The organism is Dickeya ananatis (assembly GCF_019464615.1).
In the GTDB taxonomy this organism is placed as follows: Bacteria; Pseudomonadota; Gammaproteobacteria; order Enterobacterales; family Enterobacteriaceae; genus Dickeya; species Dickeya oryzae.
The window spans coordinates 504,734-520,233 of sequence record NZ_CP040816.1 but is presented as its reverse complement, the minus strand read 5'-3'; the positions used below and the strand labels follow the sequence as shown (position 1 = coordinate 520,233).

15 protein-coding genes are annotated in these 15,500 nt (G+C 57.0%); 7 read left to right on the top strand and 8 right to left on the bottom strand.

The genetic code is table 11. From position 1 onward, the window contains the following. Window positions 1-59 precede the first annotated feature (59 nt). The 5 genes from FGI04_RS02200 to FGI04_RS02180 all read right to left on the bottom strand — a co-directional run bounded on the left by FGI04_RS02200 (window position 60) and on the right by FGI04_RS02180 (window position 4,009). Entirely contained in the window at window positions 60-791 is a 732-nt protein-coding gene (locus tag FGI04_RS02200) for an amino acid ABC transporter ATP-binding protein (RefSeq protein ID WP_407337345.1), read from the bottom strand. Beyond that, window positions 772-1,425 (bottom strand): amino acid ABC transporter permease, encoded by a 654-nt coding sequence (locus FGI04_RS02195; protein WP_407337379.1) that lies wholly within the window; start codon window positions 1,423-1,425, stop codon window positions 772-774. The genes FGI04_RS02200 and FGI04_RS02195 overlap by 20 nt, the downstream gene beginning before the upstream one ends. Window positions 1,426-1,427: 2 nt before the next feature. Then, entirely contained in the window at window positions 1,428-2,093 is a 666-nt protein-coding gene (locus FGI04_RS02190; RefSeq protein WP_342699928.1) for an amino acid ABC transporter permease, read from the bottom strand. 9 nt (window positions 2,094-2,102) lie between these two features. After that, on the bottom strand, window positions 2,103-2,894 hold the full coding sequence (locus FGI04_RS02185; protein ID WP_019845236.1) for a transporter substrate-binding domain-containing protein: 792 nt from the start codon (window positions 2,892-2,894) through the stop codon (window positions 2,103-2,105). Between the two features lie 275 nt (window positions 2,895-3,169). Then, window positions 3,170-4,009, bottom strand: a complete 840-nt coding sequence (locus FGI04_RS02180) for a MurR/RpiR family transcriptional regulator (protein WP_407337343.1) — start codon at window positions 4,007-4,009, stop codon at window positions 3,170-3,172. Between the two features lie 196 nt (window positions 4,010-4,205). On the opposite strand from FGI04_RS02180, the gene FGI04_RS02175 reads away from it, so the two are divergent. Genes FGI04_RS02175 through hpxZ form a run of 4 tightly spaced genes read left to right on the top strand, consistent with a single transcriptional unit; the run spans window position 4,206 to window position 7,821 of the window. Then, complete coding sequence (locus FGI04_RS02175) at window positions 4,206-5,795, top strand: gamma-glutamyltransferase family protein (protein WP_407337342.1); 1,590 nt, start codon at window positions 4,206-4,208, stop codon at window positions 5,793-5,795. A gap of 27 nt (window positions 5,796-5,822) precedes the next feature. Beyond that, window positions 5,823-6,020 carry an oxalurate catabolism protein HpxX gene (gene hpxX / locus FGI04_RS02170; RefSeq protein WP_407273952.1) on the top strand — a complete coding sequence of 66 codons (198 nt, stop codon included), beginning with the start codon at window positions 5,823-5,825 and terminating at the stop codon, window positions 6,018-6,020. Then, a complete protein-coding gene (locus FGI04_RS02165) occupies window positions 6,017-7,429 on the top strand; it encodes an AtzE family amidohydrolase (RefSeq protein ID WP_407337341.1) in 1,413 nt (470 codons plus the stop codon). The genes hpxX and FGI04_RS02165 overlap by 4 nt, the downstream gene beginning before the upstream one ends. Next, a complete protein-coding gene (gene hpxZ, locus FGI04_RS02160) occupies window positions 7,426-7,821 on the top strand; it encodes an oxalurate catabolism protein HpxZ (RefSeq protein WP_012885910.1) in 396 nt (131 codons plus the stop codon). The genes FGI04_RS02165 and hpxZ overlap by 4 nt, the downstream gene beginning before the upstream one ends. A gap of 211 nt (window positions 7,822-8,032) precedes the next feature. Here the strand turns inward: hpxZ and puuE are convergent, their stop codons facing one another. The 3 genes from puuE to FGI04_RS02145 are packed head-to-tail and all read right to left on the bottom strand — an operon-like array spanning window position 8,033 to window position 10,517. Continuing rightward, the gene (gene puuE, locus FGI04_RS02155; protein WP_012885911.1) at window positions 8,033-8,980 is read right to left on the bottom strand and encodes an allantoinase PuuE; all 948 of its coding nucleotides are present in this window, start codon (window positions 8,978-8,980) and stop codon (window positions 8,033-8,035) included. Between the two features lie 59 nt (window positions 8,981-9,039). Further along, window positions 9,040-9,777, bottom strand: coding sequence for an allantoin racemase (gene hpxA / locus FGI04_RS02150; RefSeq protein WP_407337339.1), 738 nt, complete (start codon window positions 9,775-9,777; stop codon window positions 9,040-9,042). Next, the gene (locus FGI04_RS02145; RefSeq protein WP_407337338.1) at window positions 9,774-10,517 is read right to left on the bottom strand and encodes a GntR family transcriptional regulator; all 744 of its coding nucleotides are present in this window, start codon (window positions 10,515-10,517) and stop codon (window positions 9,774-9,776) included. Before FGI04_RS02145 ends, hpxA begins: the two co-directional genes overlap by 4 nt. 154 nt (window positions 10,518-10,671) lie before the next feature. Between FGI04_RS02145 and FGI04_RS02140 the strand changes: the two genes are divergently transcribed. The 3 genes from FGI04_RS02140 to FGI04_RS02130 all read left to right on the top strand — a co-directional run bounded on the left by FGI04_RS02140 (window position 10,672) and on the right by FGI04_RS02130 (window position 14,913). Next, complete coding sequence (locus FGI04_RS02140; RefSeq protein WP_342699933.1) at window positions 10,672-12,156, top strand: NCS1 family nucleobase:cation symporter-1; 1,485 nt, start codon at window positions 10,672-10,674, stop codon at window positions 12,154-12,156. A 223-nt stretch (window positions 12,157-12,379) separates the two neighbouring features. After that, complete coding sequence (gene atzF / locus FGI04_RS02135; protein ID WP_407273956.1) at window positions 12,380-14,179, top strand: allophanate hydrolase; 1,800 nt, start codon at window positions 12,380-12,382, stop codon at window positions 14,177-14,179. A 17-nt stretch (window positions 14,180-14,196) separates the two neighbouring features. Beyond that, complete coding sequence (locus FGI04_RS02130) at window positions 14,197-14,913, top strand: GntR family transcriptional regulator (protein WP_407273957.1); 717 nt, start codon at window positions 14,197-14,199, stop codon at window positions 14,911-14,913. Window positions 14,914-15,500 lie beyond the last annotated feature (587 nt).

The window sequence follows — 15,500 nt, the reverse complement described above, 5'->3', positions numbered from 1 at the left end:
ATGAACTCCTGATGTCCTTGATAACATGAAAATCGTAATAGCCGATACCGCTCACGGCGCTACAGCCGTACCGAGGCGATAAACTGTTTCAGTTCAGCGGTCTGTGGGTTGGCAAACAGCGCATCGCCGCTCCCTTGTTCCCACACGGTGCCCTGATGCATAAACACCACCCGATCGCCCACTTCGCGGGCAAAATTCATCTCGTGGGTGACCAGAATCAACGTCATGCCTTCAGCCGCCAGTTGTTCCAGTACCTTCAGCACTTCACCCACCAGCTCCGGGTCCAGCGCGGACGTAATTTCATCGCACAGCAGCACTTTCGGGTTCATCGCCAGCGCACGGGCGATCGCCACATGCTGCTGTTGGCCGCCGGACAAATTCGACGGGTAGTAATCGATACGCTCACCCAAACCGACTTTCTCCAGCATCTTCACTCCCAGCTCCCGGCACTCGGCGGCGCTTTTCCCCAGCACCAGCTTGGGTGCCAGCATCACGTTTTCCAACGCGGTCATATGCGGGAACAGGTTGAAATTCTGGAAAATCATGCCGATAGAACGGCTAATCTCCCGCGCTTGCGAGTCACGGTCGGTAACGGTCATTCCGCCCAGTTTGATACTGCCGTCCTGATAGCCCTCCAGCCCGTTGATACAACGCAGCAGGGTGCTTTTGCCGGAACCACTACGGCCGATGATGGAGATAACCTCGCCCGCATCAATATCCAGATCCACCCCTTTCAGCACGTGGTTCTGGCCGTAATATTTATGAACCTGATTAATGGTGATGAGCGGCATTGAATTTCTTCTCCAGATAACGGCTGTAGTACGACAACGGATAACACAGCAGGAAATAACCCAGCGCCACCAGCCCGAACACCTTAAACGGCTGATACGTGACGTTGTTGAGCATGGTGCCGGCTTTCGTCAGGTCAACAAAACCAATAATTGACGCCAGTGCGGTGCCTTTAATCACCTGCACCGAAAACCCCACCGTCGGTGCAATGGCGATACGCATCGCCTGAGGCGCGATCACCCGGGTCAACGTCTGCGTGAAGGTCAATCCCAGACAACGACAGGCTTCCCACTGTCCTTTCGGCAACGCCTGTACGCTGCCGTGCCAGATATCCAGCAAGAACGCGCTGGTAAACAGCGTCAGTGCCAGTGAAGCTGCCGTCCATGGGCTGACATCGATACCGAACAACCCCAGCCCGAAAAACGCCAGAAACAGTTGCATCAGCAGCGGTGTGCCCTGAAACACATCGGCGTACAGCCGGGTCAGACGCATCGGCCAGCGGCGTTTCGTCAGACGCAGCAACAACAGTGGCAACGTCACCACACCGCCGCCAAAAAACGCCACCAGCGACAGCAACACCGTCCAGCGCCCGGCCAGCAGCAGGTTGCGCACAATATCCCAGTCAGTAAATGTCATCATCAGCGCGCTGTCCCCAGAAAACGTCGCCCGACCAGCAACAGCAGTTGACGCATCAGCATCGACAGCACCAGATAGCAGAGCGTGGTCACCAGATACACCTCAAAACTGAGGAACGTCCGTGACTGAATTAAGTTAGCGGCAAAGGTCAGTTCTTCATACGACACCTGCGATACCACGGATGAACCGAGCATCACGATGATGCACTGACTGACCAGCGCCGGATAAATCCGTTGCAGCGCGGGCGGCAAAATCACCCGCGTAAAGGTCTGGGCACGTGATAATCCCAGCACCCTCGCGGCTTCCCACTGGCCCTTCGGTGTAACCTGGATGCCCGCACGAATAATCTCCGTGCTGTAAGCACCCAGGTTCACCAGCATCGCCAGTAGGGCGGCCTGCCCGGCGGTGAGTTTGAGTCCCAACCCCGGCAGACCGAACACGATGAAAAACAGCTGCACCACAAATGGCGTGTTGCGGATCACTTCGACGTACAGGCCCCACAGGCGGCTGACGAAGGTTGGCTTACCGCTGCGTAATGCCGCACCGCAAATGCCGATGGCAATCCCGCCCAGTGTTGCCATCGCCGTCAATTGCACGGTGACCCATAAACCGGCCAGTAACTCCGGCCAGTATGGCCACAGCGCCGCGAAATGAAGCTGATAAGTCATGGCGTATCCTTAGGCACCCAGATTGGCTGGCAGCGGCGCTTTCAGCCATTTTTCGGACAGGCCGTTAAGCGTGTTGTCCTTGAGCGCTTTTTCAATCAGTTCGTTGACTTTCGCTTTCAGCGCAGGCTCGTCCTTTTTCAGACCGATATAGCAAGGCGAGTCTTTCAACATGAATTTGGCGACAGGCGCTTTCTCCGGGTTCTTCTCGGCAATCGCCGCCACCACCAGGTTACCGGTAGCGATATACTGCACCTGACCGGACATATAAGCCGACAGCGTGGTATTGTTGTCTTCGTAGCGCTTGATATCAGCGGTTTTTGGCGCGATATCGGTCAGCACCATGTCTTCCACCGCACCACGGGTTACCCCGACGGTTTTGCCCTGCAAGGCGTCAGGCGCCGTGACAGTCGTGTCTTTCGGGCCGAACACGCCCAGGAAGAACGGTGCGTAAGCGCTGCTGAAGTCGATCACTTTTTCACGTTCCGCATTTTTACCCAGGCTGGAAATCACCAGATCCACCTTGTCGGTTTGCAAATACGGCACGCGGTTGGCGCTGCTCACCGGCACCAGCTGCAACTTTAGTTTCATCTCGCTGGCCAGATAACGGGCCATGTCGATGTCGTAACCCTGCGGCTGCAAATCGGTACCGACCGAGCCAAACGGCGGGAAATCCTGCGGCACCGCGACACGCAATACGCCGCGCTTCTGGATATCCTGCAGTTGATCCGCCATCGCTTGTCCAGCCTGAACCATCAACAGCGCTGCACCGACTACTGCCAAAACACGTTTTCCGATCTTCATTGCTGTGCCCCCGGTTAAGTTAATTTGAAACCAAAGATTCTTCAATAGAAATATTGAAACCTTTGTTGCAGATTAAAAAGCAAAATGCATGCCAGATAATCAACCGGCATGACACGGCGATATGAAGAGAGCAGCACAGGCAGACTCAGGGAATAACGACAAGTTTCATCGTCAGGAAACGCGCCCGGCTTTCAACCTGCAACGCACAATGACAGGGCATTAAAACGGGAATTGATTGCACCAAAACAGAACATTTGCACCAGTAAAGCGCGCAGTTACCGTTGTTCCAGCTCGTCCAGTTGCAGGTAAAGATCGGCAATATCGTGGATACGTTGACGCCCTTCTGCCAGCATATGGTGCAGCAACGCGTTGCTGATAAGGTTGACCAGGCTCATGGCCCCAGCATAGCTGTCAAACGCCGACACGCTATCCAGCGGTGCGCTCAACACCCAGGCAGCCAACGGCGGCAACGCGTGGACTTGCGGCTCACACAGCAGCAACACCGGAATCTGTCGGGTATGCAATTGCTGCAGCAAAGGCTGAATCAGGCGCGGGCGGCGGCGGAACGCCACCACAATCACCACGTCCTGCTCGTCGAGGTCTGCCAGTTCCTCCGCCAGCGTCTGGCCGGGCTGCGCCAGTAACGGCACCTGCGGACGGATTTGCAGCAGTTGCTGACGCAGGTGTAATGCCACCGGGTAGCTGTTGCGCAGCCCAAGAATGCAGACGCGCCGGGCCTGCTGCAACGCGCCGATCACTGCACCGAACTGCTGCGGATCTATCTGGTTGACCCATTGCGTCAGGTTAGCCATCTCCTGCTTGTAATGGCGCGCCAGCAGCGTATTGCCCTGCACCGCGTCCCGGTTATCGGTCAGCGGCATCCCGCTCTGGCGCAGGGTGCGCAGTTCATCGCGCATCTCGCGGTAACTGGGGTAGCCGAGGCGGCGGAACAAACGACTGACCGTCGCCTTGGAAACGCCGCTCAGCCGCGCCAGTTCAGCGCTGTTATAGCTGATGAGGTCATCCAGGTGGTCAAAGATAAACTCCGCCACGCGCTGCTCCTGCGGCGACAGTTCGCTGTACTGGCTGCGCAACCGTTCATCAATCTGCTTCATGCCTGCCCTTGTCATTATCTAACATCTAAACGCTATAAGTTTGAGCGCATTAAGTTTGAGCGCTGTAACTTTTGTTTCATCTTTTCGACGCTATGATGAACATAGCATACAACCGTCGGTCGGCAGCAAGCAGAAAAGATGGAACGGCTTTTGCTTAGCATCGACCACCCTACTGTCCACCAAGAGTCTTACCCTCATGATGCAAAGTAATATCGCCCCGTCGGGCATGGCGGTCACACCGCATCATCTTGCCAGCGCCAGCGCACAGCGTGTGTTACGCGCCGGAGGTAATGCCATCGAAGCGATGGTCGCCGCGGCGGCGGCTATTGCCGTGGTGTATCCCCACATGAACAGCTTAGGCGGCGATGGTTTCTGGCTGATAGTGCCACCGCAAGGCCAGCCTATCGCCATTGACGCCAGTGGTGCCGCCGGTTCGCTGGCGACCCGCGCACGCTACGCCGGTGAAAGCCGTATTCCGCACCGTGGCCCCAACGCCGCGCTGACCGTCGCCGGGACGGTAGGCGGATGGCAGGAAGCACTGAATTACGGGGCAGAACTGGATCTGGGTGCTCCCCTGCCACTGACACAGTTACTGGACGATGCCATCCACTATGCGCGCCACGGCATCCCGGTTACCCAGTCTCAGGAAGATGCGCTCACCAGTCGCCAGCACGAACTGCGCGACTTCACCGAATTCTGCCGGGTCTTTATGCCGCAGGGTACGATCCCCCGTACCGGCAGCCGTTTCACCCAGCCGGATCTTGCCGATACGCTGCAACAACTGGCACAAGATGGGCTGGACAGCTTTTATCGCGGCGCGCTGGCTGCACGCATGACGAAACAGATGGCGGCGCTGGGCATGCCGGTCACGCAGGAAGATCTGGCGAATTACCGCGCCCGCCGTACCGTGCCATTGGTGTTGAAACACAGCCACGGCGAGGTCTTCAACCTCGCGCCACCAACACAAGGGTTGGTCTCACTGGCGATTCTCGGCATTACCGACAGGCTGGGGATGGCCGATCTCAGCGACAGCCAGACCATTCACCGGGTGGTGGAAGCCACCAAACTGGCGTTTGGGCTACGCGATACCTACATCACCGATCCGAAACTGATCACCCAGGATATTCAGGCCTTGCTGTCCGATAGCCACTTGAAAACGCTTGCGGAAACCGTCAACACCCGCGCCGCCGCGCCCTGGGGCGAGGGCAAAGGGCCGGGCGATACCGTCTGGATGGGCGTGTGCGATCGCCACGGGGTGTCGGTCTCGTTCATTCAGAGTCTTTATCACGAATTCGGCAGCGGCATGGTGCTGCCGGGTACTGGCGTGTTGTGGCAAAACCGTGGTGCGTCTTTTAGCCTGGACCCGAGCCACTTGCTGGCGCTGGAACCGGGTAAACAACCCTTTCACACACTGAACCCGGCGGCGGCGCGCCTGTCTGACGGGCGCACGATGGTTTATGGTTCGATGGGCGGTGACGGCCAGCCACAGACACAAGCCGCATTGTTTATTCGTCATGTGATGCAAGGGGTACCGTTGCAACAGGCGATTACGGCACCACGCTGGTTGCTGGGGCGCACCTGGGGGCAGTCGACCGATACGCTCAAGCTGGAAGATCGGTTCATGCCCGCCACCATTGATGCGCTGCGAACCCTCGGTCACGATGTGGAACTGCTTACTGGATTTAGCGAAACCGTCGGTCACGCCGGTGCGATTGTCCGCCACGTCAACGGCATGCTGGAAGGTGCCAGCGACCCGCGCAGCAACGGCAGCGCAGCCGGTTATTAATCTTTCAACCCGATGAAGGTGCTGATTATGAAAAACAGGGATATCGATCAGGACACGCTGGCCGCGTACCTGCAACAGATGGAAACCCTTATGGGGCTGGAGCTGGACGAGACCCGCCGTCAGGAATTGCACGTCCAGTTCAGCCGCATCGCCGCCATGGCGCAACCGCTGATGGCGTTTACGTTGAATGAGCGTCAGGAAGTGGCGGGAGTCTATCAGCCATGAATCCTGCTCAACTGTCTATTCGCACATTGCAGGCTGAACTGGTGGCAGGCCACCTGTCCGCCACCGACATTGCCCGCGACACCCTGGCGCGCATCGAGCAACATAACCCGGCTGTCAACGCGTACACCGCCGTCACAGCACAGCGTATGCTGACAGAAGCCAACGGTGTGGACCTGAAACGCCGCTTAGGCGAGCCGCTGCCTGCACTGGCCGGGGTGCCCTATGCGGTGAAGAATCTGTTTGATGTCGCCGGTGAAACCACCCTGGCCGGGGCCAGGTTATTTAGCCAGCGCCCCCCCGCCACTCAGGATGCGTTCGCGGTGCGCCAGCTACAGGCACAAGGTGCGCTGCTGTCCGGCCTGCTGAATATGGATGCCTACGCTTACGGCTTTACCACCGAAAACACGCACTATGGCGCTACCTGCAACCCACACGACCTGACCCGTATCGCGGGGGGCTCGTCCGGTGGTTCCGCCGCCGCAGTCGCCGCTGGTCTGGTGAATTTCGCACTGGGCAGCGATACCAACGGTTCGATCCGGGTTCCAGCCTCGTTGTGCGGTATTTTCGGGCTGAAGCCGACGTTCGGGCGGTTATCACGTCAGGGAACGCAGCCGTTTGTCGGCAGCCTCGATCATATCGGCCCGCTGGCACGCAGCGTAGACGATCTGGCACTGGTCTATGACGTACTGCAAGGCCGCGATCCGGCTGATCGTTTTCAGGCAGATCAACCGCTGCGATCTACAGTACCGTCATTGTCTGACACCGCCCCGCTACGCAGCCGGGTATTGGGGGGTTACTTCGCGCAATGGTGCGATGAGCAGGCCGCCACCGCTGTGCGACAAGTAGCTGACGCCTTAAACGCCGACAGCGATGTGACACTGGATAACGCCGCGCTGGCGCGTACTGCGGCATTTATTCTTTCCGCCAGCGAAGGCGGTAATCAATACCTGCCAGCGCTGCAGGCCACACCGGAGCAATTTGAGCCACTTTCCCGTGAACGGCTGTTGGCTGGCGCGATGATCCCGGCGGCCTGGTATGTACAGGCTCAGCGCTTTCGCGATCATTTCCGCCGTGAAGTCCTGGCGTTATTCAACGACACCGATCTGCTGATTGCGCCAGCGACCCCGTGCCCGGCCACCCCAATCGGTCAGGAAACCATGCGCATCAATCACACCGATTTACCGATCCGCGCCAGCATGGGCATGTTAACCCAGCCCATTTCGTTCGTCGGCCTGCCGGTCGTCACCGTGCCGCTAGCAACCGCCAGCGGGCTGCCGATCGGTGTGCAGTTGATCGCCGCCCCCTGGCGGGAAGACGTGGCGCTGCGCGCCGCCTGGCATCTTGAACAACAAGGCATCGCACAGGCGCTGCCACCGATGACGTTTTACCCACAAGGACTTTCCGCATGACATCCGAGAACACACAGTCTGACATTAATATTCCCGAGGTACTGGCTGAGGTCACCGACGCCTTTTACCGTTACGAAAAGGCACTGACCGGCAACGATGTTGACGTGCTGGACCAATTGTTCTGGCACGATGAGCGCACAGTGCGTTACGGCGCGTCTGAAAATCTGTACGGCATCGAGCAGATCCGCGAATTTCGTGCCGCCCGCCCCTCCGCCGGGTTGGACAGGCAGTTGCAAAACACCGTGATCACCACCTACGGCCGTGATACGGCAGTCGCCAGTACCGAATTTCGTCGTGAAGGCAGCGAGAAAATCGGCCGTCAGATGCAAACCTGGCGGCGTACCGAGCAAGGCTGGCGCATCGTGGCAGCCCATGTGAGCCTGATGGTGTAACCTCAGCGCATCCCTGTCGGATAGCGACGGTACCGGTTACCGGCTATCCGATTTCCCTGCAGAGGTGGGAGCCGGAACACAGCCCCCAGCAAGCCCAGTCGTGACACAGCCAGGCGCTATCACAGACAAAAAAGCCAGACAATGAAACCTACAGGTAACATTATCTGGCTAACATGGGTAACCCCGTCGGTACGATGAATGCCTTATCGCATCAGCCCTGATAAGGGTGGACCCGATACCAGTGCTCGGCGATATCCTGACGGCGACAGACCCACACCCGCTCATGCTGTTGGATATAATCAAGGAAGCGTTGCAACGCCCGAAAGCGTCCCGGTCGCCCCAGCAAACGACAGTGCATACCAATCGACAGCATTTTCGGCGCGTCATCCCCTTCGGCATACAGCACGTCAAAACTGTCCTTCAGGTAGTTGAAAAACTGCTCGCCACTGTTAAAACCCTGTGGTGAGGCAAAGCGCATGTCGTTGGCATCCAGCGTATAGGGAACGATCAGATGCGGTTTCACCTCGCCGTCGGCGCGCCGCACCGGCAACCAAAACGGCAGATCATCACCATAATAGTCGCTGTCGTACAGGAAGCCGCCCTGCTCCAGCACCAGCTGTCGGGTGTGGGGGCTGTCGCGGCCGGTATACCAGCCCAACGGCGGCTGACCGAATAAATCGGTGTGCACTGCGATAGCCTGTTGCAAATGCGCCCGTTCGGTGTCGATATCCATATTCTGGTAGTGGATCCAACGCCAGCCGTGGCTGACCACGTCGTAGTCCGCCGCCTTGATAGCCTCAACCACCGCCGGGTTTCGCGCCAACGCCATTGCCACGCCAAACACCGTCATCGGCAAACCACGGCGTTGAAACTCCTGATGAATACGCCAAAAACCGGCACGAGAACCGTATTCATAGAGCGAATCCATCGACATATGCCGCGCCGGGTAACTGGCTGCCCCGATAATATCGGACAGAAATTGCTCGGAACCGGCATCGCCGTGCAGCACATGATTTTCGGACCCTTCTTCATAATTCAGAACAAATTGCACCGCGATACGCGCCTGTCCGGGCCAGCGGGCATGCGGCGGTTTTCCGGCATAACCAATCAGATCGCGCGGGTAGTCCGGGTCTGTACCCCAGAGCTGAGAAAGTGTCATAGTCTCTTTCCTTATAATGATGACGGCAACGGCCGCTCATTACTTATCATGATCAATGCTTAGCGCAACGGTGCACATGCGCCGGTTAACGGCTTGTCGAGTGGGTAGTCGAGATCGCCGTGTTTACTGGTGGTCAGTCCCAGTCCAACCAGCGATTCCACCATTTTCACCGCCGCACCAACGCCATCGATCACCGGGATCCCCAACTCCTGCGTCAACGCCTGTGCCAGATCGGCCATGCCGCCACAACCCAGCACTATCGCACCGGATCCATCCTGCCGTTTCGCTTGTATACACATTTCCCGCACTTTATGTTGTGCCAGACCTTGCCCGTCCTCCAGTGCCAGCACCGGCAAATCGATCGCGTACAGCGCGGCGCAGTGGTGCTCGAAACCGTAACGCTGCAACAGATGACGGGCGATGATGAGCGTGCGCGGCAGCGTGGTGACAATGGAAAAACGCGTCGCCACCAGCGTTGCCAGATGCATCGCCGCCTCCGCTATCCCCACCACCGGTGCGCTTGCCAGCTCTCGTGCCGCCAGCAGACCGGGATCGCCGAAACAGGCGATGACATGACCGCTGACCCCTTGCTCACGCCCCAGCCGAACCTGTTCCAGCACACCCAGCGTCGCTACCGCTTCATCAAAATGCCCTTCAATCGATGGCACGCCCTGCGACGGGCACACCGCCAGAATCTCAGTACCGGCCGAGGCCACTCGTCGTGCCGCTTCACCGATGGTTTCCGTCATCGCCAGGCTGGTATTAGGGTTGATTACCTGAATCACGCATCGGCTCATTCGGCCTGCTCCTTGTTAGGGTGTTCGGACGATTTGAAATGGCTGAACAGCCGTGAAAAATCCGGTGTAGTCACACTGTCGCCGCCAAAACGCAGGCTGGCGACGATGTCGTCGAAATGCTGTTGCATGGCAGCAGTCAGCGCCTGTAGATCACCCTTACGCAACAGTGCCAGTAAATCCTGATGATCATGACAACGGCAGCCTTGCTGCCAGGGCGCACCATACGCGGCGATCACCAGCGACGATCGGAGCGTTAATTGCGACACCATGCCGGTCAACACAGTGTTACCGGAAATCGCCTGCAACTGTATATGAAAAGCGGCCGACAGGCGGATCGCCTCCGGCCCATTACGATCCTGATGGGCTTTCTCTTCTGCCTCCATCAGTTTCTCCAGCGCCGCCAGGTGCGGCGGCTGGCAGTGAGCCAGCACGGCAGGCAGGTTAGCGCACTCCATCAGGCTACGGGTTTGAAAGATCTCACGCGCTTCTTCTACCGTGGGTGTCGCTACCTGTGCACCACGTTTGGGCAACAGCGTGATCATTTGCACCGTTGCCAGACGCTGTAACACCTTTCGGATCCCAGTACGGCTCACCCCAAACGCGTCTGCCAACGCTTCTTCCGGCAGACGAGCCCCAGGCAATAATTGATGCTCAACAATCGCGTTTAACAGCGCCTGATAGATAACGTCATCTTTTTGCTCGAAAAATGTCTCTTGTCCGAGACCATAAATATCGTTCATTGGCTTCTTCCGTCATCACGTCACCACCAGATCGTACACAAAAAATAAAATTATTGTATACAAAATTCACCGATCTGGCCCAAATCCTGCAACACCTCACAGGACAGGTTATTCACCTCTATTTTTCATCGTCATCAAAAAAGGAGCAGATTCCATGCCAGAAAATATGACGCCCGCCGGAAGCGCTCCGGCACACTACAGCCCGAGACTGTGCAACGAAGACCTGGCGCCGACACGCGAGCAGAACTGGTCCTGGTACAACATCTTTTCCTTCTGGATGTCAGATGTTCACAGTATGGGCGGCTACGTGGTAGCAGCCAGCTTCTTTACACTGGGCCTTGCCAGTTGGCAGGTGCTGCTGTGTTTACTGGCCGGTATTTGTATCGTGCAGTTGTGTGCCAATTTAGTGGCTAAACCCAGTCAGCTCAGTGGCGTGCCCTATGCGGTGATTTGTCGTCAGTCCTTCGGGGTGTTCGGTGCCAACATTCCAGCGGTCATCCGTGGATTGATCGCCTTCGCCTGGTACGGTATCCAGACCTATCTGGCAGCCAATGCGTTGATGCTGGTGTTGCTGAAATTCGCCCCTTCTCTTACCTCGCTGACCACCAATCACTGGCTGGGCTTGTCGACGCTGGGCTGGCTGTGCTTTGGCGTGATGTGGCTGTTGCAGGCCATGGTGTTCTGGCACGGCATGAGCGCCATCAAGCGCTTTATCGATGTCGCCGGTCCGGCGGTTTACGTGGTCATGCTGGCACTGGCCGGGTGGATTGTATACAAAACTGGACTGGAGAATATCTCTTTCACCCTGAGCAGCAAATCGCTCAGCGGCGGCGAACAGATCTGGCAGATGATCACCGCGACCGCATTGGTGGTGTCCTATTTCTCCGGCCCATTGCTGAACTTTGGTGACTTCTCCCGCTACGGTAAAAGCATGCAGGAGATCCACCGCGGTAACCGCTGGGGGCTGCCGTTCAACTTCCTGCTGTTCTCCATCGTCACAGTGGTGATTGTCTCCGGTACCCAGTCCCTGTTCGGTCAAATGATTACCGACCCGATTGAAACCGTCAGCCGCGTCGGCAACAGTGTGGCGGTCGCATTGGGCCTGCTGACTATGATTGTCGCGACCATCGGCATCAATATTGTCGCCAACTTCGTTTCCCCGGCGTTCGACTTCTCCAACTGTGCGCCACAGCGCATCAGTTTCCGCACCGGTGGAATGATTGCCGCCGTCGGCTCGGTGCTGCTGACGCCGTGGAACCTGTTCAATTCACCGGAACTGATCCACTACACGCTCGACGTACTGGGGGCATTCATCGGCCCATTGTTCGGTATTCTGCTGGCTGACTTTTATCTGATCAAAGGCGGCAAGATCGATGTCGATGCGCTGTTCAACGATACCCCGAACGGCCGCTACTGGTACCGTAACGGTATTAACCCGAATGCGGTGCTGGCGCTGCTGCCATCGGTAGCGATCGGGCTGGTGATCAGTTTTGTGCCCGCCTGGCATGAGGTTGCCAATTTCAGTTGGTTTATCGGCGTTGGCTTAGGCGCAGGCAGCTACCGTTATCTGGCTCGCCGGGAAAAAGCCGGCACGCCAGCAGCGTCCAGCCTGTCAGGTTTAGTGCTGGGTAAAGAATAAGTCACCGCGCCGGATCGCAACGCGTCATCGCGATCCGGTGTTTTATCCTGCCGCTTGCCCCACGTTCGCCCTCGTCTTGCATTCGGTTGTACCACGATGGTGCGTGTCACACAGACAGCAGCACCTCCCTTTAGCAATAAACCTCAAAGAAACAGACAGTTAAAAAACTGGCATAAGGTTTGAATGTTGTACGCCATCTTGTATACAAACTGGAATGCACTTGATGACATCACACACCCCTTATATCGGCCTGACACTCCCCCAGTGGCAACATTTCTACCAGCACGGTTCTGACGTGACTGAAACGCTGCTGGCTGTCTGGCGCTCACTGCGAGCCGAAGACCCGGCGTGGATTTACCTGCCAAACGAAACCGGCGTCCGCGAGCAAATCACCGACCTACTCGACCGACCCGACGCGAAACACCTGCCGCTGTATGGCGTTCCGTTTGCGGTCAAGGACAATATCGATGTTGCAGGCTGGCCCACCAGCGCGGCCTGCCCGGCGTTTACCTACACCGCGACACAAGACGCTACCGTGGTGGCACGCCTGAAGGCCGCCGGTGCTATCGTGGTTGGCAAAACCAACCTTGACCAGTTCGCTACCGGGTTGGTGGGCACCCGCTCACCGTTTGGCGCGGTGCCTAACAGCATCAAGCCAGAGTATGTCAGCGGTGGCTCCAGTTCCGGTTCCGCCTCGGCGGTCGCTCGCGGGCTGGTACCGTTCGCGCTGGGTACCGACACCGCAGGTTCCGGCCGCGTTCCCGCCGGTTTCAATAATATCGTCGGGCTGAAACCTACCAAAGGCTGGCTGTCAACGCGTGGGGTCGTCCCTGCCTGCCGCCTGAACGATTGTGTGTCAGTGTTTGCATTAACCGTGCAGGATGCCTGGCTGGTCGCCACACTGGCGGGCGGTTATGACGAAGATGACGCGTATTCGCGCCACCACCCACGCACCACACCAGCGAATGTCTCCGCCCGGTTGCGACTGGCGGTACCGCATCCACTGGAGTTTTTTGGCGACCAGCACGCGGAGCACGCGTTTCAACAAGCGCTATCCGGTTTGCAGGCGATGGGCGCGACGCTGGAGCCGGTAGACTTCACCCCGTTCACACAACTGGCGCGCCAGCTCTATGAAGGTCCGTGGGTAGCAGAGCGCACCGAGGCGGTTGGCGCGTTACTGCATGAGCAGCCAGAAGCCATGGACCCGGTGGTACGCGGTATTATCGCTAAAGGTTCCGACTACAGTGCGGGTGAGGTGTTTGCCGCAGAATACCTGCGTGCGGAACTGGCTCGACACATTGCGGGCACGCTGAATGGGTTTGATGCACTGGTGGTCCCCACCACGCCCACCATTCGCACGCAAGAAGAGATGAAACAGCAACCCGTGCTCTACAACTCACAATTCGGTTTCTACACCAACTTCACCAATCTGGCGGATTTGTGTGGGCTGGCATTACCGGCACCCTTTCGTGAAGACGGCCTGCCCGCCGGTATTACGCTGATTGCACCGGCCTGGCATGACGCGGCTCTGGCGGCGTTTGGTCAGCGCTGGCAATCTGCCACGGCGCTGCCGTTGGGCGCCACCGGTCACCCTCTGCCGCCAATGTCTGCATCACAGGTGCCGTCGCCCCACCATGTACGGCTGGCTGTAGTGGGCGCTCACTTAACAGGGATGCCGCTCAACTTTCAATTGACTACCCGCGATGCCGTCAAAGTGGAAGAGACCGTCACCAGCGCCGACTACCGTCTGTACGCACTGGCGAATACCCATCCCCCCAAACCGGGGCTGGTCAACACCGGGCAAGGGCAACCCATTGCGGTAGAACTGTGGGATATTCCGCTGGCGCGTTTCGGCGAGTTCGTTGCCGAAATCCCTCCACCGCTCGGTATCGGTACGCTGACACTGGCAGACGGACGCCAGGTCAAGGGGTTCATCTGTGAACCCGCGGCGCTGGACGGTGCCGAGGACATTACCGTATTCGGCGGCTGGCGTGCCTTTATCGCTCAGCGTTCGTCGACCTGACACTGGGAGGAAACCCCATGCAATTCTCCGCACCTGACACACAGACAACGCGTCGCCAAAGTAAGCCATTGGTATTGGCAGAGCAGGTTTATTTACAGCTGAAACAGGATATCTTCGATTTCCGGTTACTGCCGGGAGATCGCTTTACGGAACACGAATTGGTTGAACGCCTGTCGGTCAGCCGTACACCGATCCGTCAGGCGTTGTTTCGGCTGGAAACCGAAGGGTTTGTGCGTGTTTACTACCGCAGTGGCTGGCAGGTTAAGCCGTTCGACTTCGCGTACTTCGAAGAATTATATGACCTGCGCATCGTACTGGAACGCGAAGCCGTACAACGGCTGTGTGCGCTGCCGTCAGAGGCGTGTACTGCGCTGCTCCAACCTCTGCGTCAGTACTGGATAGACGAACCGCAACAGGAAGACGGCAAACAGGTTTCACAGCAGGATGAAGCCTTTCATCTGGCACTGGTCGCTGCCGTCGGCAACCGTGAAATGGCGCGAGTCCACCGTGATGTTACGGAGAAAATTCGCATTATCCGTCGGCTGGATTTCACCCGTCAGGACCGTATTCAGGCAACGTATCAGGAACATAGCGCCATCCTGCAAGCTATCTTCATTCAGGATACAGAGCAGGCCTGCCAGCGCCTTACGCAGCATATTGCTGATAGCAAAGCGGAGGTGCGCAACATTACGTTGCATCTGCTACAACAGGCCAGAAATCAGACGGTGATTTGATATCTCTTTTGATATCTACATAGATTGCCTACTGCCGGGTAGTGCCCGGCAATAGGCGCTATTTGATGAGTACGATTGCGTTGATAATTTCCCCCACCACCAATGACTTATTTCTTTCATAAATAGTCAGAATCATCCGATTATTCCCCTCACCTATTCCGCCACGCCGCTCACTATTATCCCGGCATTAATGGTCATCAAATTCCTGATAACTCATCGCCAGCAGCCCTCTACTATCAGCGGGTAACAGGCTACAACCACAATCTACTCATCGTAATTAGCATCACTCATCAAAATATGAAAACATGATTAAATCAACACATTTCATCGCTTTAAAAACCTCACAAAAACCATTGTTATAAACATAAAATCTCATCTTACAAAAACACCAGTAAAAACAAACACAAAATACAAACAACGCATTGAATTAAATAGATAATTAAATTACCAAAAAGACAACCACGCAAAGCAATAAAACCTAAAAAACCAGTAAGACATTAACAATAAAATATCGACATCATGAACTATGACATCACGCGCCGTATAACCAAAGGGTTGTCATACCATTCATTTCTGGTTAGGGTATA